A 22,915-nucleotide genomic window follows, 5' to 3' on the forward strand; every position below is an offset into this window, starting at 1 on the left:
AATTTTTGCTTTCTTATTAGTGTCTACTTGACAGGGGTCACTTCATCATGCGGTCTCCTGCTTTATGTTTAAACCTCAAACTCGCTCATCAATGCATGGGTATTGCCTTCTGTATCCCTAAAAAACGCCATCCACGTTTCCGTTTGGCCCATTTTGGCGATAAGGTGCGGTTCGTCAATGAATTCTACACCCTTGCCTTTTAATGCATCGTAGGATTCATTAATATTTTCGACCGTAAAGTAGACAACCGAGCCTGGATGAGCAAATTCTTCGTTCTCCGGAGGGCTAAGGAAGAGGCGAAGGCCTCCGCAATCAAAGAATGCCAGATTGCCTGCCGTAAATAAAAGTGTCAGGCCAAGCTTTTCTTTATAAAACTGGACCGCCCGCTCCATATCCTTGATTGGCACCCCGATTTGACCCACTTTTTGAATTGTAGTTGTTCCCATTATTAATTTCTCCCTTCAAGTACTTTTCAATTTTAAGAATAAGCGATTATTGGGATTAGTTCTTATCCAAAATCACCTTTTTACGGAACTGTAGTGGGGAGTGCCCCGTGTGCACCCTGAACATTTTACTGAATGAAACCGGGTTGGTAAAGCCTAGTTCAAATGTGATATCCGTGATGGAAAGGCCGGGATTTTTTAAAAGCCGCTTTGCTTTTTCCACCCTGAGTTCGGATATGTGCTGATAAGGAGTTTTGCCAAAGAGTTGTATGTATGTTCTTAAAAGATGGTTGGCAGACATGCAGGAGATACGGGCAATATCATCCAGACTGATCGCCGTATCAAAAAACGATCGTATGTATTCATGGGCGATGCTGATTCTTCGGTACAATTCCTCCCGGGTCGAGCTGCGGACCGCATTAAGTGACTCGATCTCCTTGAGAGTTTCCAGCTGGCTAAAAAGAAGAGATTGCATTAACCCGTGGAATTGCTCCTCATAACCTAGGGGATCTTCTTTTAAAATGGTCAGGTTTTCTTTAAAGGCGGATAACCGGGTGGAAAGGCTGGTTGTCGAGGGATATGTTTTCTCAAAAAAGCCGATCGAATCTGAATCCTTAAAAGGATCGGTTAAAAGCGCATTTGAGGAGGTGGACATTGCCCGCAATACCTCTCCCGCGAATCCATCCCCGAAGAAAATGCAGAAGGATTCCACTTCTTCCCTTTGGTCAATCGAAATGGTGTACTCGCCTTCATTCAAGAGCAAGTACCTGTTTGCCTCCACGGCGAAGAAACCTTTATTTGTCTTGTATAGCGCCTTTCCGTTGGAAAAGGTCTTGATGGAAAGCTGCCCGGCGCCCTCCCAATGATATTGATTGCTTTTCGCATGTAAAACAAAGTTTGTTGAATGTTCTTTAGCCATGGCATCGACTCCGGGAGTTGGAATTTTCAGATAACAATAGTATACCATGAGGGGTGGCCAAGCGAGTATGATTTAGAGGAAGTAACTAGTTACATACATATGCTAATAGGGCAATCTATCTGGATGAAGACAGTTTTGGATGCGAAAACCGGATTAAAGTGTCTTCATACCCCGTGATACTCCATTTTCATTGAAAAACCAATAAAAGAGGGTCCGCACACTGTGCAAACCCTAAATCATTCACCATTCCTGCGGTTCATAATCCAATTCCGCAAAAAGGCGCGTTTTCTCTTTCTTTGTTAGGTCCCGCCATTGTCCGACAGGGAGGTTCCCTAATTCAATATTCATAATCCGGATGCGCTGCAGCCGGTATACTTCGTAGCCAAGTGCCTCGCACATACGGCGGATTTGGCGGTTTAGCCCCTGGGTGAGAATGATTTTAAAATCAAATTTTGATAGCTGTTCCACTTTGCATGGTAGAGTTTTCGTACCGAGGATTCTGACCCCTTCGGACATGTTTTTTAGAAACTCTGGGGTAATGGGTCTGTCGACGGAAACAATGTACTCCTTCTCATGCCTATTTTCCGATCGCAAAATTTCATTGACGATATCGCCATCGTTCGTCATGAGGATAAGCCCTTCTGAATCCTTATCAAGCCGGCCAATGTTGAAAATTCGCAGCGGGTGGTTGACCAGGTCGACGATATTGCCTTTCACATTCTTTTCGGTTGTGCTCGTGATGCCTACTGGCTTATTTAATGCAATATAAACATGATTCCTGGCAACCCGGATTTGTTCGCCGTTCACCCGGACATCGTCGCCCGGATTAACCTGGCTGCCGATTTTGGCGATTTTTCCGTTTATGGTCACTCTGCCATCCGCAATGAGTTTATCAGCGCCGCGCCTCGACGTTTTACCCGAGTCGCTAATGAATTTATTGAGCCGCAAGATGATACCATCCTTTTGAATGAAATAGTTCGCTTCTTATAAAATACAATGAACCAACTGGAAACGCAAAATTCAGTGTAAATTTAACCTTTCTTTCTCTTTAACCTGCAGCCCTTACAAATAAACTTGTGTTGAAGGATTGCCCTAAAGTCTTGTAGGTAAAGTGAGGTCCTTGCAACCTGGAACATGCCTTTTAAGGCAGCCCTCCCCATGAATAGCTGAACTGGCTTAGTAATGTAATTAAATTGCATAACTTGAAAGGACCAATAATATTAATCTAGTAGGCGAATGGCTTATATTTTGTTAATTGAAGGGGTGGTGTTAATTGAAGTTCCTGCAATCGAAGGCGTGGATTTTGTTGCTCCTCATTCAGTTATTAATGTTAATTATAAGTCTTTCAGGCGAAAATGGACCAGTTGGCGAAGGTTCGGTTTTACATGCCTATTTGTCCAACGACCAGTCGGAAACCGGTATTGAATTAAAGCTGCGTGGATCATTGGTTCTTGGTATGTCATTATTTGGTTTTGCGATTTTATTAAATGCCTTTCGGAAAGGGCTTCGTTGGTCTTGGTACGTTTGCTGGGTATATCCGTTATTCTTTGTCCTCCATATAATTGGGTTTGGAACTTTCATGCCTGACATTATCTTTTTGCTCATTTCATTGGCAGCGCTATTGTTGCCATATAAATTATTTTTTAAATGAAAGAAAGTTTTAAGGCAACCTCATCCATATGTTGGGGTTGCCTCTTTTTATAAAAATTATTCGGTGATGTTACTTCACATGGCCAATCGGATTTCCACGCATTCCGATGCATAGCAGGAACATAAGGATGCTGCAGCAGACAAACAGGCTGGAGACATTCCAAACCTCCGCCCATATCCCTGAAATGAATAACCCTAGTGGCAATGCCAGTTTCATGAGCATGGATGAAGTCCCCGCAACCCTACCCAGAAGGTGGTTCGGCGTAAATTCCTGTCGGAAGCTCAAGTAGTTGACATTGATGACGATGACAGCGAATGTCCTTATGAACTGCGAAATCCCGACAAGCCACCATGTAGTGGCAAAATTGAGGATCAGTGTCCCCGCAAGAACGAAATACATTGCATAAAGAAAAAGCTGCCCCCTTCGGAACCGTTTCTTCAAATGAGGCATAACGAGGGCACCCAAAAGACCGCCAACGGCTCCGATGCTCAGCATGAAGCCTACCTGTTCTTCCGTCGCATGCAAAAGGTCGACAGCATAAAACACGACAATGTTTCCAAGTCCATTAATGAAGTTTAACAATAGGATAATAATGGTCGGCGCCAGCAAAAGCTTATTTTGGATAAGCTCGTCCCAGCCTTCCTTCATTTCGCCACGAATCGAAGCCTTCCCTTTCTGATTTACCGGAATGGCGGTTTTCGGGATAGCTGTAAGCTGGACGAGAATAAGGGAGATCAATAATAAAACCAAATAGACGATGAAATTGGCTTCATAGGAAAGCCAGGCGATCATCATTCCGGCGATTCCAGGGCCAATCATGTTCATTAATGTGTTCGCGAATGAGAAATGGGAATTCGCTTCTGTCAGCTGCTCTTTTCCGAAGATTTGCGGAAATGCGGAATGCTGGGCATTGCCGAAAGCATATCCGGCTGTCGATATAATGAAACCTATCAGGTACATATGCCAGATTTGCAGTTGATCCGATACGAGCAGGAGCACAAGGGCAAGCATGCAGCAAACCTGGACGAGTGTCGTGGAGAACATAACCCCTTTCCGGCTGTAACGGTCAACAAGAACGCCAATGATCATTCCGAACACAATGTTAGGGATGAACTCGATTGCCCGCATTGTCGACATCGCGCTTGCCGATTGAGTCAGCTTGTAAATCAGCAAGGGCAAGGCGACATAATAAAATTGGAAGCCAAACGACCAAATAAGGCCGCTTGTCCAAAGTAGAAGAAAGTTTCGCTGCTTCCAAAGCGAAGGCTTTGGCTGTGGTTCTATTTCCGATTGAAAGGCGATTTCCATGAGAAGTGTATCCCCCTATGTTTTCTATATATTCATAGTGTTATATTCTCGAAAAATGGAAATATCCCTTTTTTAGAAAAAAAACCAGGGGGTTGTGAAACGGGAAAACCCCATTTCACCAGGCGCGAGGCAGGCCGCGCCGCCGAAATGGGGCTAGGAGAATTATTTGCTTACTGTAGCATCCCTCTTTTTCAAAGGGGTTTCGGAACCGGTTCTTAACCAGATAGCCGCAGGTACGAGCATAAGAGAGAGGATGCCGCCTGCGATTGAGAGAATATTGTAGCCTAATTGTGACGCAGCCAAACCGGCTCCTGCACCGGCCAGGGCTCCAGCAAGCGAAATTAAGACATCAACAGATCCTTGTGTTTTCGCTCGGGTATGGGAGTGTGTTGCATCAACGATGAGAGCAGTGCCACTAACCAAGCCGAAATTCCACCCGAGTCCGAGCAAAGCCAAGGCTGTTGTAAGCAGGAACATCGATTCGGGAGGGGCAAAGGCCGCAAGAAGCCCCGCTCCGAGCAAAGTAACGCCGGATGCAATGGCAATCGCACTGCGGCCGGCCTTATCGACGAGCTTGCCGGTAAAAAGGGACGGGAGATACATGAAGCCCGCATGTATGCTGATTAACAGCCCGACATTCCCGAGTCCATGCCCATGATGACCCATGTGGACAGGGGTGATAGCCATGATTCCGACCATGACGCTATGGCTGATAACCATAACGGCTGTCCCGACAAATAGCCCTTTTTTGCTTTGCTGCCTGGCAGAGGTGGCGCTGCTCTGGGTAGTTGCTTCGCTTTTTAGCGGTTCCATCGTTTTTGCCAAGAGGAGCGGATCGGGGCGAAGGAATATGAATAACACAAGCCCCGCAAGCGTAAAGGCGGCCGCCGAGAGGATGAATGGTCCTGCCAAAGGTGGAATGCCGGCCAGTTTGGCAATCCCGCTCATAGTCTGGATAAGGTTCGGCCCGGCAATCACTCCGAAGGTCGTTGAAACCATGACGGTGCTGACGGCTGTCGCACGTTGATTCGAGTTGGCTAGGTCTGTGCCAGCATAACGGGACAATAGATTGGTAGCAAAACCTGAGCCGTAAATAACCAGTGAAAGAAATAACAGGAGAATGCTGTTGGTCACAGCAGCCGCTACTACCCCTGCAGCGCCAAGGCCGCCGGCGATGAATCCCGCTGAAAGCCCAAGCCGGCGCCCATACCGCTGTGAGAGCCTTCCAACCAGAAACGCAGCACCTGCAGAGCCAAGGGTAAACAGGGCGGAAGGGATACCTGCGTAACGATCGGTGCCTAGCATATCCTGGGCAAGCAGGGCACCAACCGCAATGCCCGCGGCAAGCCCCGCACCGCCAAAGATTTGCGAGATAACGACAACCAGCAAGGTTCTCTTATAAAGCCGCTGTTGTTTTTCCGGTGAATCAAGATATGTATTCTTCAGTGCTGATTGGGTTTCTGCAGTATTGGGTTGTTTGGAAGTGGTCAGCATTTTTATCAGCCTTTCCGGAAAACGAATTCAGGCAATTATCCATTTCCGCCTTTTTGGAATTTTTTTAGGTAAAAAATCAATCTTAATTATAAAATTATAATATACATCCTGGTTAGCTGCTTATCTATTTAGGAAAGGAGCTGAAGGTATGAAGTGGGGGAAAATTTTAATCCATTGCATTGTCTTTTTGTCGATATTCCTGGCTGCGGCGATTTTTGTGAACCCGCTGACGGACGGAATAGGGAATGGTACAATCAGAATTCTTGTGAAGGAAAGTTTTCGGCTGTTGATGACTGTTTTATTGTTTTGGCTGTATACGAAGAAGGTGCTGAAAAAACCGAACGCCGGCTTTGGTATCAAATGGCCATTTAAGACGGACAAAGAATGGATTTTGATTGGGCTTGGAATGCCTTTTTTAGTAATCGTATTTTATTTCCTTATGCATTATTCTGTTTTTCAAATTCACGGGGAACTTTCTATCAAAACTGTTTTGACGTTGCTGGTTGGTTCGTTTATAGTTTCATGCTCGGCAGGCATCATAGAAGAAATGCTGTTCAGGGGCTATTTATTCAAACTGATAGAAGGGAAATGGGGAGCACTGGCAGCCATAGCGGCAACCTCGTTTTTGTTCGGGGCCCTTCATCTCCTAACAGCTGGCAGCCTGCAGTTGCTCGATGCATTGGTGATTTTGGCCGCTGGCACACTTGCAGGGGTTCTGTTTTCGTTAATTATGCATAAGACAGGAAACCTATGGAATGCAGCCGCGGTGCATATCCTATGGAATTTCGTTTTTAATCCAAGAATTGTAGGCTTTACCAAGGAAGCGAATGAAACTGGAGTGTCTCTCATCAATGCCCGTTTTGAAACGGACCATATATGGGTCACAGGCGGCGCATTCGGGATTGAAGCGGGCATCCCGTCAATGATTCTTTATAGTGCGGTCATATGGTGGCTTGTTATTCGAAAGCCTGGCTCTGATATAAAAGTAAAAAGCAGCTTAAATTAACGAAGGCTGCCCCTTGGTGTAGGATATATGGAGTATTCGGAGGGTTTTGTAAAACTCCAATTTCGTAAGGGTGGTAAACGTCTTTAACATGTCATAAATACACCTGTTCTTCCTCTTTTGTTAAAATGGTAATTTACTAATACTGATTCTTTCTATAAAGTGAATGTGTACAAACTTACGAAACAGGAAGTGACAGGATGGGGAAGGCATACGGGGAACAAATGAAGCAAAACAAGGCAAACGCCTTTTTAAAAGGGCTTGCGATTACACTTTTGATAGCGCTCGGGGCAAGGTTTTTATCAGGATTTCCGTTCCTGTCGATAATGGGCCAGCTTGTGATTGCGATTCTCCTGGGAATGGCATGGAGGGCCGCATTTGGATTCAAGGAAGAATTGAAGCCTGGAATAACCTTCACGAACAAAAAATTGCTCAGATTGGGAATTATTTTACTCGGAATGAGGCTGAACCTTGCGGACATTTACAATGCAGGGGGAAAGGTATTTCTTTTGGCTTCGCTGAACATTGTTTTCGCCCTGCTTGTGGTGTATGGTTTATGCCGGTGGTTTGGGGTTGAAAAAAAACTTGGCATCCTTACGGCGTGTGGAACGGCGATTTGTGGCGCGGCCGCGATTGTAGCCATTTCACCCCAAGTAAAGGCAAAAGAAGAAGAGACCGCTGTTGCGGCTGCCACTATAGCCATTTTGGGCACGTTATTTACACTCGCGTATACATTTTTATATACGGTTTTGAACTTGACCCCGTCAGGATATGGGGTATTTGCCGGTGGGACATTGCATGAAATCGCCCATGTCGTGGCCGCCGCGGCTGCGGGTGGAGAGGAAGCGGTTGACTTGGCGGTAATCGTAAAATTAACACGTGTCGCACTGCTGGTTCCAGTTGCACTGGCGATAGGCTTTTTCATGCAGCGAAGCGAAAAGGAAGGCGGTAAAAAAGCGATTTCGATGTCAATCATTCCGTGGTTCATCCTGGGATTCCTGGCCATGAGCGGCTTTAATACGCTAGGAATTGTGTCGGAAACCGTTGCAGGATATATCGTAACCGCGGCTTACTTGCTCATCGCGATGGCAATGGCTGCGTTAGGGATGAATGTCGAAATAAAGACATTCCGGAAACTAGGTATGAAGGCTTTTGCGGCTGGGCTTGTCGGCTCGGTACTTTTAGCGGTTTTTGGGTATTTGCTCGTACATTTTTTTCATTTGAATTAAGAAGGGACAAGCCAGGGGTTCTGGCTTGTTTTTTTTTCATGGCAGGCATGCGAAACGGTCAAACTTCCTGCTACTATTCGGCCAACCAGTACTGTTTTTCGTTAAGCCACGCGGACAGGTATACCTACTAACAACAGAAAGGGCTTTGGCATATAGTATTCCAAACCAAATTGTCTTTTAGGATGTGAGCCATTGAGAAATATAGCGATTGTCCACCGCATGAAAACGAATATTATTGCGCAAAACGGCAACATCAACATTGGTTCTACGTTACAAAACAGCCATACTTCCAATTTTAAAATTGCGGGGGCTTCCTTGTCTTTTGGGGATTTTTCTAAGGTTATTGAATATGGGAACAAGACAAAAGCAATCGACATCAATACGGGGCAATCAGGCGGAGAAGACGGGTGAACCTTCTTTTAACCAATTGAAGAACCTGGGCATATATATAACCAACGCCATGTTGGGAGGAGAGAGTATGCCCACGAATATCAATATTTACAGCATAAAAATAAACAACATATCCAATAATGGCTCCCTGAACATTGGAGACGCCCTTCATAACTCCCCTACAGCCAATACGAAATCACAAGGAACCAACTCCTCTTATGGTGATATTTCCCCAACAACATCAGGTATGGAAAATGTATTCATCGATCCGGATGTAAACGATCAAGGGGATGTTGCAAACCCAGCAAATGTGAATGCCAATCAGTATTGATGCGGTATTTTGAAAGGAGTACAAAATGCCTTATTTCATAAATATATTCAGCATGAAAACGAACGGAATTACAACCAACGGAAACCTAGATGTGGGAGCAGTTATTCACAATAGCCATACGGCGAATTCCAAGTATGTAGGTGCAAACATTTCATTGGGTGACTTGTCGCCGACTACATCATTTATGGGGGCTAACAACATTGATACTGATATAAGTGATCAAGATCAAATCGCCAATCCATCGCTCCCAATGACCAATCAATTTTAAAGGAGGGCTGTTATGCTGCCTTTTCCATTTTTCAAAGGCGGGATGCCAAAGTGGCTGAATCAGTCATTCCTCAATAATGACATTACAAAATTCGTGGAGGAGATGGTGGAAAAGTCCATTGCCACCTCCATGAAACATGTTGAAATGGCGGATATCCTGCATGCCGAGCGGGGAGAGGCAATGCAGGTAAATCCAGTAGATTCGTTCCAGGTCACCACGTTTGAAAGCCATGATCATGTTTACGTAAGAATGTATATCAAGAATGGTGAGCAGCTTTCGAATTTAAAAATCTACCATAATACCAATCAATTGATTATTGAAGGGCTGCCTACCCCGGAATCGAGGCATGTCCTTACATTGCCATCGATGGTAAAAATGAAGGATTCGGTTTCCGAATACCGGGATAACTATCTGCAGATCAAAATGAGAAAGAGGATGGACCCGCAATTTACTGAAGTCGCAGTCCCGCCCATGGAGTAATTTTTTCCAGGTGGACATTCTTTTTTTAAAAGAAGGGGGACATACGAATGGAAATGGATAAAATCAAACAATGGATAGAAATGACCCAGCAGTATCAAAACGGGCGGTTTTGGGAGATGGTGTTTGAAGACAATCCCCCGGGGGATACCTTGGAAGACCAGCCTGTACGCCCAAAAAAGGCAAAACAAAAACAAGGAAGTTACCCGAATACGGATATTTTCCTGACGGATAGGGATGTTATTCTGTTGCTGGAAATCCCGGGGGCAATAAGGGAAGACATTGCATTATCTGTTTCCGGCAGCAGGCTTACAATAAAAGGGGTTCTCCAGGCGCCGATGATTAATGGGGTCACCGTGCAAACTGAACGGAAATACGGAGAGTTCCAAAGGATTATTGACCTTCCAGAGCCCGCCGAAAGTAAGGACATCCATGCAAGGTTCGAAAATGGTCTCCTGATTATTACGTATCCAAGAAGGTATGTAAGGGAAGAAACCATCTTGATCCGTTGATTTTATAAAGTTGGGTGGGGGCCAGGTTATGCCTTTTAAAAAATCGGAACAGGAAAGAAAGACGGAAGGTACCGACCATCTTGAAAAAAAGCTGTTCATTTACATCCAAAAAACAGTCAATGCAGAAATGGCCCCAATCTATCAAATGTTGAATCAGTTTGCTCGGCACATTTCGAAACTTGAGAGCCGTGTTTCTGATTTGGAAAAAATGTACGCCGAATGTGCAGCGATCCGTGAACGGTATCTGGAGGATTCCGCTTGCTGCGGCAATGGAAATTCGGGGGGCGCGCCTCCAGTTATTTTTCAAGAAATTAAGGTTGATAAACTGTTCATTGAAAAATTTGACCAGGCAAACAACCTTGGGACTATCGGCATTAAAGAGCTAAGCGGCCATCTGAACATCGGAACCACATACGAAAAGGCAGGCCTTGAAGAAGCAGGAGCGGAAACGAAGGGCGAGTTTGAGGAATTCAAGGAAAAGTATAAGAAAAAGATGGGGGAAATGGAGGAAAATGGGAACAAGGATGGTTCCTGATGAATGCTGATGAAGGTGCATCAGCATTTTGTTTTTTGTAAGTGGAAGCAACGGGCTTAAAACCAAAAAGGCTATTTCCCCCGGTTCATTAGAGCCGGGTTATTTTTTTGACACATATTCTTTTGAAGAAGGATGTCCGGCGGCAATTTATGAACAAAGCGGTGTTTAATTTTTAAAAATTGTTTAAATTGTCGGCTGTTGTGATATTGAATTCATAAGTACCAAAATAGGGGGGAATAAAATGTCGGAAAATCGCAAAATTGCGGAAGACCTGATCGAAGCCGTCGGCGGCAGGGAAAACATCCATTCGGTTGCCCATTGTGCAACCCGCCTGCGCATTATGGTGAACGACAAGGAAAAAATTGATCAGGAAAGAGTCGAGGAGATTGATAAAGTAAAGGGGGCTTTTTTTAACTCAGGCCAGTACCAGGTAATTTTTGGTACAGGGACAGTCAACCGCATTTATGATGAAGTATCCCAGTTTGGGCTGGAAACAAAATCGGCTTCCGATCAGAAGAAGGAAGCAATCCAGTCGGGGTCCAAGTTCCAACGGGCAATCCGGACATTCGGTGATGTGTTTGTGCCGATTATTCCTGTCCTTGTGGCCACTGGGTTGTTTATGGGGGTCCGGGGCCTCGTCATGCAGGAAGAAATTCTCGCGCTCTTTGGGATAACGCCCGACCATGTACCGCAAAATTTCCTATTATTTACGCAAATCTTGACTGATACGGCCTTTATTTTCCTTCCAGCACTTGTGGCATGGTCGACATTCAGGGTATTTGGCGGGACGCCGATTATTGGGCTTGTGTTAGGTTTGATGCTTGTCAGCCCGTCATTGCCAAATGCGTGGGGGGTAGCCGGCGGTGACGTTGAGCCGCTCCAATTCTTTGGATTTATCCCTGTTGTTGGGTATCAGGGGTCGGTTTTGCCTGCTTTCATCGCGGGGATTATCGGGGCAAAGCTGGAAAGGGCGGTAAGGAAGCGTGTTCCTGAAGCACTTGATCTTATTGTTACTCCATTCATCACCCTTCTCGTAATGATTTCGCTTTCATTGCTCGTTATCGGACCGGTTTTCCACACCGTTGAACAAGGTATTTTATCAGTGGCAACAGATGTCCTTTCCTGGCCGTTTGGAATTAGTGGCCTGCTGATAGGAGGCCTTAACCAGATTATTGTCATTACCGGGGTTCATCATGTTTTCAATATGCTTGAAATCCAGTTGCTTGCCAACTATAACAGCAATCCATATAACGCAATCGTCACTTGCTCGGTTGCGGCACAGGGTGGCGCTGCCCTTGCGGTTGGCCTCAAGACCAAAGCGGCAAAATTGAAAGCACTGGCTTACCCATCCTCGTTGTCGGCTTTATTGGGAATCACTGAGCCGGCGATTTTCGGGGTTAATCTCCGTTACGGCAAGCCGTTTATCATGGGGCTCATTGGCGGCGCGGCCGGGGGATTTTTGGCGTCAATCCTTGGCTTGAAAGGTACGGGAATGGCGGTTACGGTTATCCCGGGGGCGCTCCTCTATTTAAATGGGCAAATCCTGCAGTACATCCTCGTCAACCTCGTGGCGATCGCGGTCGCTTTCGCGCTGACCTGGATGTTTGGATACTCGGATAAAGTTAAGAAGGAAATCGAACATCAGTAAGATACACAGGAGGCAGGGCGTTACTTGCCTCCTTTTTCTAAAAAGAAATGCCTTTTCATATTGAAGATGTAAACATCATAAGGAGGTTTGCTGATGACTGATAAGGAAGCTCTCCTCGTCCAAAAAGCGTATGAGGAAGTTGATAAATACAAAGAGCAGGTGGAAAAAGATCCGTACCGTCTTAATTACCACCTTATGCCTCCAGTGGGTTTGTTGAATGACCCGAACGGGCTTGTCCAGTACAAGGGTACCTACCATGTGTTTTACCAGTGGAACCCTTTTGACACGGCTCATGGGGCGAAATTCTGGGGACATTATTCAACAAGGAATATGATTAACTGGCGTGAAGAGCCGATTGCTCTCGCCCCGAGTGAGTGGTATGAGCGGAATGGCTGCTATTCCGGAAGTGCGGTTGAGTGGGAAGGAAAACTATATCTTTTTTATACCGGGAATGTCAAACTGGACGATGGGACGCGGGAGGCGTATCAATGTGTGGCGGTGTCCCGGGATGGCATCCATTTTGAAAAAAAGGGCCCGGTCATCAAACTCCCGGAGGGGTATACGGCCCATTTCCGGGATCCAAAAGTTTGGTGGAAAAACGGCCGCTGGTATATGGTCATCGGTGCCCAAACTGTGAATGGGAAAGGGGCTGTGGCCTTGTTTTCCTCGGATGACCTAATAAGTTGGAGGGAATCGGGAAAGATTGCGGGAGACGGGATGAATGGCCTGGCCGACTTCGGTTATATGTGGGAGTGCCCGGACTTAATCCGTCTGGAGGGGAAGGATGTTTTGCTTGTGTCGCCCCAAGGATTGGATCCAAGCGGCCATTTTTACAATAACTTGTTCCAATCGGGCTACTTTATCGGAACACTTGATTATGAATCGGCCCAATTCAGGCATGGCCCATTTACAGAGCTTGACCGTGGGTTTGATTTCTATGCGCCGCAAACATTTATTGACGATAAGGGGAGAACAATCCTTTACGCCTGGATGGGGATCACCGATGAGAATGAATCGTCCCACCCGACTCTAATCAATCGCTGGGTACATGCACTGACCATCCCTAGGGAGTTGAGCCTTCACGGCGATAAGGTTTATCAGCGGCCAATCTATGAGCTCTCTTTGCTGCGAAAAAATAGAGTGGAAATCGAGAATGTCGAACTGGCCGGAAAGGCAACTCAATTCAATGGGGTCATGGGAAAATCAGTGGAATTGCTGTTGGATAGCCTCAAAGTGAATAACGGAGGGTTCCGTATCCGGTTTAGAAGCGAAGCAGAACTGTTTTACGATTCCGATAAACGAGAGATTAGCCTCATAAGGAAAAATTTTAAAACAGGCGAACCGGAAAGAAGAACATGCGCGCTCTCGGACCTAACCCAGCTAAGGATTTACATGGATCATTCTTCATTGGAAATTTTCGTGAACGAAGGCGAAGAAGTATTTACAGCACGTTATTTCCCCAACATGGAAGACGAAACAATTTCCTTTTATGGAAAGGCTAGCTTCAGCCTTGTAAAGTGGGATTTGGACAAGCTGAAGATTCAACGGTACAAATCTTAAAGTTATGAACGGTGTTATAGCCCCGATTGACTTCCCATTTAAGGCTATATTATTATCCAAATGAATCCTCAAATGGAATCAGTATATAGGCTTTTAGGCGGAAATTAGGTTGACAGATTTGTCGGAATGTTATAGTCTAATTTGTATATAATTTAATAGAACCACCTCACTTTCACAGTGGGGTAGAGGCGCGGTATTTAACAGTCTTTAGTGGAGCCTGAGAAGCATCGAGACTAGGGAGAAGGAAATATCGCCGAAGTGGGCCATATACTCAGTATTGCCTGCTGGGCCTGCAATGAATAATTGCAGGACTGTCTCAATGAACTGCCCGGTTTATTGAGTTGTGCTATCTCATTGGGGTAAGAGAGGATTTGGGCGCAAACTATACATGTTGCGGCCTGAGTTTATCTCAGGCCGCTTTTTGGTGTATTAAATAATAAAATAAAGGGGGAAGTTTAAGGTGAAAAAGAAGGGAACGTTATTTCTGGCATTATTGCTTACCGCAATCCTCGTATTGGCCGGTTGCGGAGGTACAGACAGTTCAAAATCGGGTTCGAATGGCAAGGAAGAAAAGGATACTTTCAAAGTAGGGCTTGAGGCCGGCTACGCTCCTTTTAACTGGTCGCAAAAAGACGATTCAAATGGTGCTGTCAAAATTTCGGGATCATCTGAATATGCTGGCGGCTATGATGTGGAAATCGCCAAGAGAATCGCCGATGGACTCGGCAAAGAACTCGTTATTGTCAAAACAGAATGGGATGGCCTTGTACCGGCATTGACTTCCGGCAAAATCGACGCGATTATTGCAGGAATGTCACCAACGGAAGAACGTAAAGAAACAATCGACTTTTCGGACAACTACTATAAATCGAATCTTGTAATGGTTGTAAAAAAAGGAAGCAAGTATGAAGGAGCGAAATCAATTAACGATTTCAAAGGTGCGAAGGTAACTGCGCAGCTGAATACATTCCATTACTCCGTCATTGACCAAATTGAAGGCGTAAAGAAAGCAACAGCGATGGATAACTTCCCGGCAATGAGGGTCGCGCTTCAATCGGGCATCATAGATGGATACGTTTCTGAGCGTCCTGAAGCTGTGAGTGCTTCAGCCGCGAACGAAAACTTTGCGATGGTCGAATTCGAGGATGGTTTCAAAACATCCGAAGATGACACAGCGATTGCTGTCGGACTTAAAAAAGGAAGCGGCCTGAAGGACAAAATCAATGAAATCCTGAGCGGCATTTCCGAAGAAGACCAAACAAGCATCATGGATGAAGCAATCAAGAACCAGCCGGCGGCAGAATAGAGATAGATTTCGGTGGAAACCGGCTGTGTCTTGCATACAGCCGGTTTCATGATGAAATGGAGGAGGAGAAGCATGAGCATCGAATGGATTGTAAAGATCGTATCGGAAAACTGGGAGATGTTCCTGCGCGGAGCCGGCACAACGCTATGGATTGCGCTCGTTGGGACAATTGCCGGAGCAATTATCGGCTTGATTGCCGGCATCATCCGGACGATTCCTGTTCCTGAACGGGGACTGAAAAAGATTGTATTGGCAATCGTTAATTTTCTTTTATCGGCATATATTGAATTTTTCCGCGGTACGCCAATGATTGTCCAGGCAATGGTCATTTATTACGGCTCCGCATTAGCATTTGATATTAATATGAATGTCATGATGGCGGCACTTATTGTTGTATCGATTAATACCGGAGCTTATATGGCGGAAATTGTCCGCGGTGGAATTATATCAATCGACAAAGGCCAGTTCGAGGCTGCCCAGGCAATCGGGATGAACCATATCCAGACGATGGTCAACGTCGTCTTGCCGCAGGTTGTCCGCAACATTTTGCCGGCAACGGGGAACCAATTTGTCATCAATATTAAGGATACATCCGTCCTTAACGTTATCTCGGTATCTGAATTGTACTTCCTGACAAAATCGGTAGCGGGCAACAATTTCCGTTATTTCGAGTCATTCTTTGTAGCGTGTGTCCTTTATTTTGTCATGACATTTGCTGTAACGAAAATCCTTCGTTATTTTGAAAAGAAAATAGAAGGGCCGGATAGCTACACGGTTGTCGGCGAGGATATCCAGCCTGCGAGATAATAGCTGCAGAAAGGAGGAGAACGTATGGAAAAAGTTATTGATATCCAGCATTTAAATAAGTCCTTTGGAAACCATGAAGTGTTAAAGGACATTAACTTTTCGGTTAATAAAGGGGAAGTCGTGAGCATTATCGGTTCATCCGGGTCCGGCAAATCGACGCTCCTTCGCTGTGTAAACCTACTGGAAATGCCGAGCGGCGGCCAAATCATTTATAAAGGCGAGAACATTCTTGATGACAAGCATGACCTGTTCCTTTACAGGAGAAAGCTTGGCATGGTGTTCCAGCAATTCAATCTGTTCAACAACCACAACGTCCTTGGCAACTGCGTGGTCGGGCAAGTAAAGGTGCTTAAGCGCTCAAAGGAAGAAGCTGAAAAAGTCGCCCTGAACTATTTGAAAGTGGTCGGTATGGATAAATACATTAATGCCAAACCGCATCAATTGTCCGGCGGGCAAAAGCAGAGGGTAGCGATTGCAAGGGCCTTGTCAATGGAACCGGATGTCATGCTGTTCGACGAGCCAACTTCCGCGCTTGACCCTGAAATGGTTGGCGAGGTTCTCAAGGTTATGAAAGATCTTGCCGAATCAGGATTGACGATGCTGATTGTTACACACGAAATGGAATTTGCCCGTGAAGTTTCCGACCGGGTTGTCTTTATGGATAAAGGGGTTATCGCCGAGGAAGGAAGCCCTGAGCAAATCTTCAGCAATCCAACCCAGGAACGGACAAGGGAATTCCTGAAAAGGACATTAAAACAGTACTAAATCGACATCCTCGGGCCTTTTCTCCTATTATTCTAGAAAAAAATTCAAAAAATTTGGATAATAGTTGCAAATAGTTATAAAGTCCTTGTATAATTATGACATATACTAAAATAGACCCAGGGGCAACTTATCTGAAAAGATAAGAACGCAAAGCTAAAGGGGCTAAAGCAGGAGTACTGCCATGCCAGCCAGTTGCATTAAACAAGTCCCTCTTCTATTATTGGGTCTTTTTTGTTGGACTTTCTAAACAGTTGGAGGGAATGGGGATGTTGAAAAAAGTATTATCAATTTTTTTCACGGCTGTCCTGATTTTTGGATTGGGCTCACCGGCTTTCGCGAATGAAGAGAAAGATGTAGCCAAAGCGGTCAGTTTGATTGAAAAGACCAATAATGAAATTTACGAAAAGGTTGAAAAAGCAGTAGAAAAGGCAGACAAGCTGCAAGCCCAGTATCTTGAGGATATTAAAAAACTTCAAGAAGGCGACACTGGAACGCATGAAAAACTAACGCAAAAATACAATGAAAAATTAGATAAAATCATTTCGGATATTTATGAGGAAACGCTGAAAATGTCGGATAAAACGATTGCGAAGGCCGCGGAATACGGAGTAATTGCCGAATGCAGCTGGGTACTTGTCCGTTTTGCTGATAGAGAAGTGTGGATTGACCCAATCCGTATTGTAAAAATATATCCATAATACTAAATTTTATTGAATGAATTATTTGAATACTATATGATAGAAGTAACTTTACGAGTCTAATATTAAAGATAGACTCGTTTTTTTTGTACAATAGGGGGTGGTCTATTTGGCTTTTACTATTGGGAAAAAGGGAACTGCATTGGAGAAAGTTTCACTTGAAGCATTTGATATTAGCCTTCTTGCACGTGGGGATGGAACTGAATTCATGGTCTCCAATATAACAAAAAATAATATTCTCTATATTTACCCTAGCGACTCCCCAAATGTAACGGAGTTTATTTATATTTTGGACGGCCACCTAATCTGCGAACTAAATGGGGAAAAAATAGAACTTGGTCCAGGCGATTATTTTACCGCTACTAATTTAGAGGAACCCATTCATTTCTCGACTATAACAAATGTAGTGTATCTATGGGTTATAACTGAACCAACTTTTTATCAATTAAGTGAGAGTTTAAACAGCTTAAAGAGTATTGTTGAAGAGGTTGAACGAAAGGATAAGTATACAAGCAAACATAGCAATAGAGTTACTGAGTATGCAATGAAAATTGCCAAAAAGCTTATGTTCCCAAAAGACAAGCTCGAAAACTTATATATTGCTTCGATATTGCACGATATCGGAAAAATTAATATACCTACCGAAATTTTAAATAAACCCGATAGGTTATCGAGTGAGGAGTTTGCCTTTATTAAGAAGCACCCGGTTGATGGGGCGGAAATGGTGAAGGACCTCTACTATGAAGATACCCCCACTATAATCGAACAGCATCATGAAAGGCTGAATGGGAGCGGCTATCCCCATGGCCTAAAAGGGGATGATATCCTTTTGGAAGCACGAATCATCGCGGTGAGCGATTCATTTGATGCTATGACCGAGGATCGGGCCTACCGCAAAGCCTATGATATCCAATATGCTGTCAATGAGTTAATCAGCATGGCTGACACCCATTATGACAGGAAAGTCGTTGAGGCGTTTGTTGAGATTTTAAAAGAAGAAGGGCGCCTGGATAACGAAATGCTTAAGGTAAAATGAAAGGAATCAATCGATGGTGATTGATTCCTTTTTTATTTCAGCCAAAGTTTACAGATTAAAGGCTGTATTTCTGTGCCTCCCTAGTTAAAAGCAGTTGTTACTGTAGCAGAACGCCGTTAACATACAAACCGCCTGTTGTGGATACTTCCTCGACGGACGTTACAATATGTCCAGAGTTTCCAGGGTACACATCACCTACAGCAGGGATTTCCGGGTTTTCAATATCTGTTATTTTCATTTCCTTCAAAATAAATCCATTTACCTGTTTTTGATTACGGGCCATATAGTCAATGTCTGCCTTAATAGATTGAGTTTTTTTGTGGGTAACATAATGGGTTTTTTCTCCCCTTGTCCCTTCTCCTGTGGTCCAATATACTTCAACAGCATATACAGTCTCTTCCGCATAAGTAAACTCCAGTTCCTTAGCTATCTTCTGCATTTCTGCATTATTCAATCCCAGAGCGGTTTGAACATCGCCTTTCCCTACAAATCCCGTACCGGTTGCCGAATCGAACGTTACTGCCGCGAATGCGGAACCTGCGAGTACTCCAATTGCCAAAGCCCCTGCTACCAAACCTGATAAAATTTTCTTCATTCTCTTCATCTCCCCTTAGAGTTTAGGTTTGTTTCTAAAGGGCCGGTTACACTATTGGCTCCATATAGCCCAAGTGTCCATGTAAAGGCTATACTTCAACGCTTCCCCTGAGTCGTCCCGATACTATGTACGGAACAAGCAAAAGAAAGATGAGCGGTATTTTCGTTTGCTGAATTCTATATACCGAACATCTTTTATAAGGTTATTATAAATTAAACAATAGTTTAAAACCCAGAATTTCCGGTCGACAATCCCTCCGAAAATCTCGACATGTTTATGGTTAAAACGGGGAAAACTGGACCGCCATGGTTCTTAAAAAAGGACAAAAAAAGAGCACTAACAAGGTTAGCGCTGGCAATGGATCGTGTATACCTAGGAGGAAGAATGTAAAACAAGGGCAACCGCTGCCCTTATTCATTCAAAGTATATAGTAAACGGGAGTTGAAATATACCTTTTTTAATAGACAAATTACGTCAAAAATCGTGGGTATGTAGAAAAATAATGATTAAAAAAACTGTTTTTTTCAAGTAAAATGGAAGGAAGTAGGAAAACTATTACTAGGAAAACAGGTGAACCACCATGAGAAGCGTTATCGGGAAACATGTCAGTCTTGTTTTTCTTATACCCGCGCTGCTTTTAACAAATGCTTTCATAACGATTCCCGCCGAGCTTGAGTGGGACATTTTATTATTTCTCTGTATTATGGTCGTGTTTGATCAGGTTAATTTAAAGGTTTTTTCCGGTTTTGGGTACTCCTTTTTCAATGTCATTTTGTCGCTGATTGTATTTGATCGGTTTTCGATCGTATATGGATTTATTTATCTCCTGGTTGATAGCATAATGTCCATCCTTCTTAAGAAAAGGGGCCGGCTGCAGTCAATCTTATCATTATTGTCGATCTATACCATTATAATCATAGTCTGCAACGAATTGTATAATGGCTATTCCGATATGGATTACCAGGCCCGATATTTAACGTCTTTATTTATGCTATTCCTAAGTGTCCTGCTGAAATATGTATATGTCTATCTTGAAACCGGGGCTGCAACTACAAAGCTTTTCCTGGATCGGTTTGGGCCAATGTTGTTTGAGGTGGGGATAGTTTTCCCAATTCTTGCATTCTATGACCATCTCGAAATTAATCTCGTACTCATTCTTTTCCTATCTTATTACACATTCATTGGGTTCCTGCATAAGAAATTTATCGGAATCAACCAGGCTCATATTGACATAATAACGGAAAAATTTTCAAAAAAATATAAAGTTGAGTTCTACTTTATGGATTTAGGGGAAATAAAAGGCATATGTTACTTCGAGAAAAAAATGATCGCCATCGATGAGAAATTGGATTACCCAGAGCAACTTCAAACGATTATACATGAGTTGCTCCACTTCCATATGAGAAGATTCAACTTTCCAATAAAGACAGAAGAAATGATTATAACTTTTTTCGAGGCGACCATCAGCTGGTACTGTATAGTAACGCTTAAACATAGAATCGAAATCGAATAGGGGAGAGGGAGAGACAAATATGTCTACGCCATTAGGACAGGAACTAAGGAGATTACGACTTGAAAAAAACCTGAGGCTTGAAGATGTTGCCAATGGGACGGGGATCACGCTGCAGTATATTAGCATGTTGGAAAAAGGTGACCGGAAATCTGTTTCTTTCGAAATCATGGCGGATATTTCGAGATTCTATGGGGTGCCTCTTGATTATTTCGCGGCATTCATTAAAGAGGAACAGACCCAGCCACTCTCCGATGTTGAAATTATGCTCTGGCAATCGATTAACGAGAAGGTACGCGATGAAATTTACTACAAGAAAGGGAAATCGCTCAAAGCTATCTTTTCAAAGCTGTTTAATTAAGAGATAAATAGTGGGCGGATAATAAAAGCGCCAGCCCGGGATTTGATGGGCTGGCGTTTTTGGTTACAGTGGAAGATCTCTTTTTTTAAAAGCATATATACCCGCAAAAAAGGCAAGCGCTCCAATTGCGGCAAGAAGCGCCAATGATGGTCCGAGCTTTGCGGTGCCGCTTACAATATCGGAAGGGGCGTACAAAGAATAAATGGTCATGTTCCGGAGCCAGTCGATCTTTTCGCTAATTTTGCCAACCAGGTCAAGGCTGAAAAAGCCTATTGCAATCGCTCCGGAAATCCCCAATGATTTCTTTTCATCATTTGAGAGAGAAGATATTAAAAAGGAGATACCGCCAACTGCAAAGAAAAGAAGAAAGGCCCCGATATTTAGCTGTAGGAAGCGGGCGGTATGGAAGGCGCTGGCATCCTCAATGAATAGATAAAAGCCCGTGAACCCTGAAATGGTGGTAAGGGCCATGATTAGCACAATCCCTGTTATGAGGACAAGTGCTTGGGTAAACGCGATTTTCCCCCTTGTAGTCGGGGTGGCGAGAAGGTAGGCCATTGACCCGTGATCGACGAGTTTGGCGACCAGCTGTGTAGGCAGCATGACACAGAAGATTGTGACAATCAAAGGTAATAGGACCCCGTAATATTCACCGGAGATATACGATTCGAAGCTGCCGAATCCGCTCTCGAAGCCGAAAGCCTTTGTAAGACCGGCAGGCATGGATTTGACAAGCTCATCGAAGGTTTTCGTATTTTCGGCAATGCTAGGATAAACCCAAACCATTAAAATCATATAAAACGCCGATCCAAGGGCGTAGTTAAGCATCCCTTTTATGTTTACCTTCATCATTTGCTTATATAAGGTGAGGTTCATTTAACTACCTCCGGCTGGTTGTAGTAATCCATGAAAACATCTTCAAGATTTTGCGAAAATAGATCGACATTCCGAATGGGGTACTTGGCTGCTTCATCGAGAAGTCGGTTATAATTTCCTTGGATTGCCACCCTGACCCGGTTTTCTCCGCGAAGTTCGCAATTAAGTCCCGAGTGGAGGAAGGAGACAGCATCTTCCCTGTTCTCAAAGGTTACCTCAAAGAGCTTCCGCTGCATACTTTGGAGTTCATGAATGTCCTTTACGGCAATGACCGTGCCGTCTTTAATGATGGCCGCCCGGTCGCATGTCCTTTCAATTTCGGGGAAGTTATGCGAAGACATCAAAAATGTTTTCCCCCTCGCTTTTTCCTCAAGGACAATTTCAATGAAAACCTTCTGCATGAGCGGGTCCAGACCGGATGTAGGTTCATCAAGGATAATCACCTCCGGGTCGTGCATGAAGGCGGCAACGATGCCGACCTTTTGTTTCATCCCCTTGGACATTTTCCGAATTGGCGTTTCTACATCAAATTGGAGCCTCTTAATCAGTTCACCCCGTTTTGTAAAATCGCTCATTCCCTGTAATTCTCCAATAAAATCAAGGAAGGACTTCCCGGTCATTCCCTCAATAAACGCGATTTCTCCCGGCAAATACCCGATATATTTTTTAACCTCCCCTTGCTTTTCCCAACTGTCGAGTCCGTTGACGGAAACCTTGCCTGAATCCGGCTTTATGAAACCCATAATATGGCGGATAGTCGTCGACTTCCCCGCTCCATTCGGCCCTAAAAAACCGAAAACCTCGCCTTTTTTCACCTCGAAAGAGACATTGAAAATCCCTCTCCCGTTTTTAAATTGTTTTGTCAGGTTTTGAATGGCCAGCATGTTCGCACCCCCGGTGAATTCATCTCTTTCATTATAGTACTTTTTTGAGAACAAGAGGGCATTTATGGAAAAGAAGACAAGTAAATTGCATTAGGGATGGTCTCAAGACTATTTCGAGTGGATTTTTAAGTTGAAACGGTCGTGAAGGAGGTTATCAAGACCGTTTCGGGTAGGAATGTAGGTGAAACGGTCCTGAGAGAGGTTGTCAGGACCGTTTTGAGTAAGAACTTAAGGTGAAACGGTCCTGACGCAGGTTATCAAGACCGTTTCGGGTGGGAATTTAAGTTGAAACGGTCGTGAAGGGGTTAT

Annotated in this window: 26 protein-coding genes and 3 riboswitches; of the genes, 18 read left to right on the forward strand and 8 right to left on the reverse strand. The window is 44.3% G+C overall.

Annotated elements, in window-relative coordinates; genetic code table 11:
• Positions 1–68: 68 nt before the first annotated feature.
• The 3 genes from RB160_RS19425 to rluF all read right to left on the reverse strand — a co-directional run bounded on the left by RB160_RS19425 (position 69) and on the right by rluF (position 2,310).
• Positions 69–446: a VOC family protein gene (locus RB160_RS19425; RefSeq protein WP_316572096.1), complete on the reverse strand. Its 378-nt coding sequence runs from the start codon at positions 444–446 to the stop codon at positions 69–71.
• Positions 447–501: 55 nt separating this feature from the next.
• Positions 502–1,362: a helix-turn-helix domain-containing protein gene (locus tag RB160_RS19430; protein ID WP_316572097.1), complete on the reverse strand. Its 861-nt coding sequence runs from the start codon at positions 1,360–1,362 to the stop codon at positions 502–504.
• Between the two features lie 240 nt (positions 1,363–1,602).
• Positions 1,603–2,310, reverse strand: coding sequence for a 23S rRNA pseudouridine(2604) synthase RluF (gene rluF / locus RB160_RS19435; protein ID WP_316572098.1), 708 nt, complete (start codon positions 2,308–2,310; stop codon positions 1,603–1,605).
• Between the two features lie 325 nt (positions 2,311–2,635).
• Between rluF and RB160_RS19440 the strand changes: the two genes are divergently transcribed.
• Positions 2,636–3,013, forward strand: a complete 378-nt coding sequence (locus RB160_RS19440; protein ID WP_316572099.1) for a hypothetical protein — start codon at positions 2,636–2,638, stop codon at positions 3,011–3,013.
• Between the two features lie 69 nt (positions 3,014–3,082).
• Here the strand turns inward: RB160_RS19440 and RB160_RS19445 are convergent, their stop codons facing one another.
• A complete protein-coding gene (locus tag RB160_RS19445) occupies positions 3,083–4,321 on the reverse strand; it encodes an MFS transporter (protein ID WP_316572100.1) in 1,239 nt (412 codons plus the stop codon).
• 162 nt (positions 4,322–4,483) lie between these two features.
• Positions 4,484–5,815, reverse strand: coding sequence for an MFS transporter (locus tag RB160_RS19450; RefSeq protein WP_316572101.1), 1,332 nt, complete (start codon positions 5,813–5,815; stop codon positions 4,484–4,486).
• 148 nt (positions 5,816–5,963) lie between these two features.
• On the opposite strand from RB160_RS19450, the gene RB160_RS19455 reads away from it, so the two are divergent.
• The 15 genes from RB160_RS19455 (at position 5,964) to RB160_RS19525 (ending at position 18,380) form a co-directional block, all read left to right on the forward strand.
• Positions 5,964–6,821, forward strand: a complete 858-nt coding sequence (locus RB160_RS19455; protein WP_316572102.1) for a CPBP family intramembrane glutamic endopeptidase — start codon at positions 5,964–5,966, stop codon at positions 6,819–6,821.
• A 197-nt stretch (positions 6,822–7,018) separates the two neighbouring features.
• Positions 7,019–8,047, forward strand: a complete 1,029-nt coding sequence (locus RB160_RS19460) for a YeiH family protein (protein WP_316572103.1) — start codon at positions 7,019–7,021, stop codon at positions 8,045–8,047.
• A 192-nt stretch (positions 8,048–8,239) separates the two neighbouring features.
• Positions 8,240–8,458 carry a spore germination protein gene (locus tag RB160_RS19465; RefSeq protein ID WP_316572104.1) on the forward strand — a complete coding sequence of 73 codons (219 nt, stop codon included), beginning with the start codon at positions 8,240–8,242 and terminating at the stop codon, positions 8,456–8,458.
• Between the two features lie 67 nt (positions 8,459–8,525).
• A complete protein-coding gene (locus RB160_RS19470; RefSeq protein WP_316572105.1) occupies positions 8,526–8,768 on the forward strand; it encodes a spore germination protein in 243 nt (80 codons plus the stop codon).
• A 25-nt stretch (positions 8,769–8,793) separates the two neighbouring features.
• Entirely contained in the window at positions 8,794–9,036 is a 243-nt protein-coding gene (locus RB160_RS19475) for a spore germination protein (RefSeq protein ID WP_316572106.1), read from the forward strand.
• 12 nt (positions 9,037–9,048) lie between these two features.
• A complete protein-coding gene (locus tag RB160_RS19480) occupies positions 9,049–9,516 on the forward strand; it encodes an Hsp20/alpha crystallin family protein (protein WP_316572107.1) in 468 nt (155 codons plus the stop codon).
• Between the two features lie 47 nt (positions 9,517–9,563).
• Complete coding sequence (locus RB160_RS19485; RefSeq protein ID WP_316572108.1) at positions 9,564–10,025, forward strand: Hsp20/alpha crystallin family protein; 462 nt, start codon at positions 9,564–9,566, stop codon at positions 10,023–10,025.
• Positions 10,026–10,053: 28 nt separating this feature from the next.
• On the forward strand, positions 10,054–10,560 hold the full coding sequence (locus tag RB160_RS19490; protein WP_316572109.1) for a hypothetical protein: 507 nt from the start codon (positions 10,054–10,056) through the stop codon (positions 10,558–10,560).
• Positions 10,561–10,801: 241 nt separating this feature from the next.
• The gene (locus RB160_RS19495) at positions 10,802–12,208 is read left to right on the forward strand and encodes a sucrose-specific PTS transporter subunit IIBC (protein ID WP_316572110.1); all 1,407 of its coding nucleotides are present in this window, start codon (positions 10,802–10,804) and stop codon (positions 12,206–12,208) included.
• Between the two features lie 93 nt (positions 12,209–12,301).
• Positions 12,302–13,768 (forward strand): glycoside hydrolase family 32 protein, encoded by a 1,467-nt coding sequence (locus tag RB160_RS19500; protein WP_316572111.1) that lies wholly within the window; start codon positions 12,302–12,304, stop codon positions 13,766–13,768.
• Between the two features lie 175 nt (positions 13,769–13,943).
• Positions 13,944–14,125: riboswitch (Lysine riboswitch) on the forward strand.
• A 103-nt stretch (positions 14,126–14,228) separates the two neighbouring features.
• Entirely contained in the window at positions 14,229–15,074 is an 846-nt protein-coding gene (locus tag RB160_RS19505) for a transporter substrate-binding domain-containing protein (RefSeq protein ID WP_316572112.1), read from the forward strand.
• Positions 15,075–15,146: 72 nt separating this feature from the next.
• Positions 15,147–15,881 (forward strand): amino acid ABC transporter permease, encoded by a 735-nt coding sequence (locus tag RB160_RS19510; RefSeq protein ID WP_316572113.1) that lies wholly within the window; start codon positions 15,147–15,149, stop codon positions 15,879–15,881.
• A gap of 24 nt (positions 15,882–15,905) precedes the next feature.
• Positions 15,906–16,646, forward strand: coding sequence for an amino acid ABC transporter ATP-binding protein (locus tag RB160_RS19515; protein ID WP_316572114.1), 741 nt, complete (start codon positions 15,906–15,908; stop codon positions 16,644–16,646).
• Positions 16,647–16,757: 111 nt separating this feature from the next.
• Positions 16,758–16,846, forward strand: a riboswitch (cyclic di-GMP riboswitch).
• A 66-nt stretch (positions 16,847–16,912) separates the two neighbouring features.
• Positions 16,913–17,344: a coiled-coil domain-containing protein gene (locus RB160_RS19520; RefSeq protein WP_316572115.1), complete on the forward strand. Its 432-nt coding sequence runs from the start codon at positions 16,913–16,915 to the stop codon at positions 17,342–17,344.
• 109 nt (positions 17,345–17,453) lie between these two features.
• Positions 17,454–18,380 carry an HD domain-containing phosphohydrolase gene (locus tag RB160_RS19525; protein WP_316572116.1) on the forward strand — a complete coding sequence of 309 codons (927 nt, stop codon included), beginning with the start codon at positions 17,454–17,456 and terminating at the stop codon, positions 18,378–18,380.
• A gap of 97 nt (positions 18,381–18,477) precedes the next feature.
• Here the strand turns inward: RB160_RS19525 and RB160_RS19530 are convergent, their stop codons facing one another.
• On the reverse strand, positions 18,478–18,975 hold the full coding sequence (locus tag RB160_RS19530; protein WP_316572117.1) for a hypothetical protein: 498 nt from the start codon (positions 18,973–18,975) through the stop codon (positions 18,478–18,480).
• A 31-nt stretch (positions 18,976–19,006) separates the two neighbouring features.
• Positions 19,007–19,090, reverse strand: a riboswitch (cyclic di-GMP riboswitch).
• 465 nt (positions 19,091–19,555) lie between these two features.
• On the opposite strand from RB160_RS19530, the gene RB160_RS19535 reads away from it, so the two are divergent.
• Positions 19,556–20,488: an ImmA/IrrE family metallo-endopeptidase gene (locus tag RB160_RS19535; RefSeq protein ID WP_316572118.1), complete on the forward strand. Its 933-nt coding sequence runs from the start codon at positions 19,556–19,558 to the stop codon at positions 20,486–20,488.
• Positions 20,489–20,507: 19 nt separating this feature from the next.
• Positions 20,508–20,846 carry a helix-turn-helix domain-containing protein gene (locus RB160_RS19540; RefSeq protein ID WP_316572119.1) on the forward strand — a complete coding sequence of 113 codons (339 nt, stop codon included), beginning with the start codon at positions 20,508–20,510 and terminating at the stop codon, positions 20,844–20,846.
• A 63-nt stretch (positions 20,847–20,909) separates the two neighbouring features.
• Here the strand turns inward: RB160_RS19540 and RB160_RS19545 are convergent, their stop codons facing one another.
• Together RB160_RS19545 and RB160_RS19550 are read right to left on the reverse strand one after the other, a co-directional pair.
• Positions 20,910–21,722 (reverse strand): ABC transporter permease subunit, encoded by an 813-nt coding sequence (locus RB160_RS19545; protein WP_316572120.1) that lies wholly within the window; start codon positions 21,720–21,722, stop codon positions 20,910–20,912.
• Complete coding sequence (locus RB160_RS19550) at positions 21,719–22,606, reverse strand: ABC transporter ATP-binding protein (RefSeq protein WP_316572121.1); 888 nt, start codon at positions 22,604–22,606, stop codon at positions 21,719–21,721. The genes RB160_RS19545 and RB160_RS19550 overlap by 4 nt, the downstream gene beginning before the upstream one ends.
• Positions 22,607–22,915 lie beyond the last annotated feature (309 nt).

Origin of the sequence: Neobacillus sp. YIM B06451, from assembly GCF_032667185.1 — a bacterium.
GTDB lineage: Bacteria > Bacillota > Bacilli > Bacillales > Cytobacillaceae > Bacillus_D.

Coding starts and splice junctions, on each gene's coding strand:
- RB160_RS19425 (WP_316572096.1), bottom strand. CDS start 446: ATGGGAACAACTACAATTCAAAAAGTGGGTCAAATCGGGGTGCCAATC.
- RB160_RS19430 (WP_316572097.1), bottom strand. CDS start 1,362: ATGGCTAAAGAACATTCAACAAACTTTGTTTTACATGCGAAAAGCAAT.
- RB160_RS19445 (WP_316572100.1), bottom strand. CDS start 4,321: ATGGAAATCGCCTTTCAATCGGAAATAGAACCACAGCCAAAGCCTTCG.
- RB160_RS19450 (WP_316572101.1), bottom strand. CDS start 5,815: ATGCTGACCACTTCCAAACAACCCAATACTGCAGAAACCCAATCAGCA.
- RB160_RS19455 (WP_316572102.1), top strand. CDS start 5,964: ATGAAGTGGGGGAAAATTTTAATCCATTGCATTGTCTTTTTGTCGATA.
- RB160_RS19460 (WP_316572103.1), top strand. CDS start 7,019: ATGGGGAAGGCATACGGGGAACAAATGAAGCAAAACAAGGCAAACGCC.
- RB160_RS19470 (WP_316572105.1), top strand. CDS start 8,526: ATGCCCACGAATATCAATATTTACAGCATAAAAATAAACAACATATCC.
- RB160_RS19475 (WP_316572106.1), top strand. CDS start 8,794: ATGCCTTATTTCATAAATATATTCAGCATGAAAACGAACGGAATTACA.
- RB160_RS19480 (WP_316572107.1), top strand. CDS start 9,049: ATGCTGCCTTTTCCATTTTTCAAAGGCGGGATGCCAAAGTGGCTGAAT.
- RB160_RS19485 (WP_316572108.1), top strand. CDS start 9,564: ATGGAAATGGATAAAATCAAACAATGGATAGAAATGACCCAGCAGTAT.
- RB160_RS19490 (WP_316572109.1), top strand. CDS start 10,054: ATGCCTTTTAAAAAATCGGAACAGGAAAGAAAGACGGAAGGTACCGAC.
- RB160_RS19495 (WP_316572110.1), top strand. CDS start 10,802: ATGTCGGAAAATCGCAAAATTGCGGAAGACCTGATCGAAGCCGTCGGC.
- RB160_RS19500 (WP_316572111.1), top strand. CDS start 12,302: ATGACTGATAAGGAAGCTCTCCTCGTCCAAAAAGCGTATGAGGAAGTT.
- RB160_RS19510 (WP_316572113.1), top strand. CDS start 15,147: ATGAGCATCGAATGGATTGTAAAGATCGTATCGGAAAACTGGGAGATG.
- RB160_RS19515 (WP_316572114.1), top strand. CDS start 15,906: ATGGAAAAAGTTATTGATATCCAGCATTTAAATAAGTCCTTTGGAAAC.
- RB160_RS19520 (WP_316572115.1), top strand. CDS start 16,913: ATGTTGAAAAAAGTATTATCAATTTTTTTCACGGCTGTCCTGATTTTT.
- RB160_RS19530 (WP_316572117.1), bottom strand. CDS start 18,975: ATGAAGAAAATTTTATCAGGTTTGGTAGCAGGGGCTTTGGCAATTGGA.
- RB160_RS19535 (WP_316572118.1), top strand. CDS start 19,556: ATGAGAAGCGTTATCGGGAAACATGTCAGTCTTGTTTTTCTTATACCC.
- RB160_RS19540 (WP_316572119.1), top strand. CDS start 20,508: ATGTCTACGCCATTAGGACAGGAACTAAGGAGATTACGACTTGAAAAA.
- RB160_RS19545 (WP_316572120.1), bottom strand. CDS start 21,722: ATGAACCTCACCTTATATAAGCAAATGATGAAGGTAAACATAAAAGGG.
- RB160_RS19550 (WP_316572121.1), bottom strand. CDS start 22,606: ATGCTGGCCATTCAAAACCTGACAAAACAATTTAAAAACGGGAGAGGG.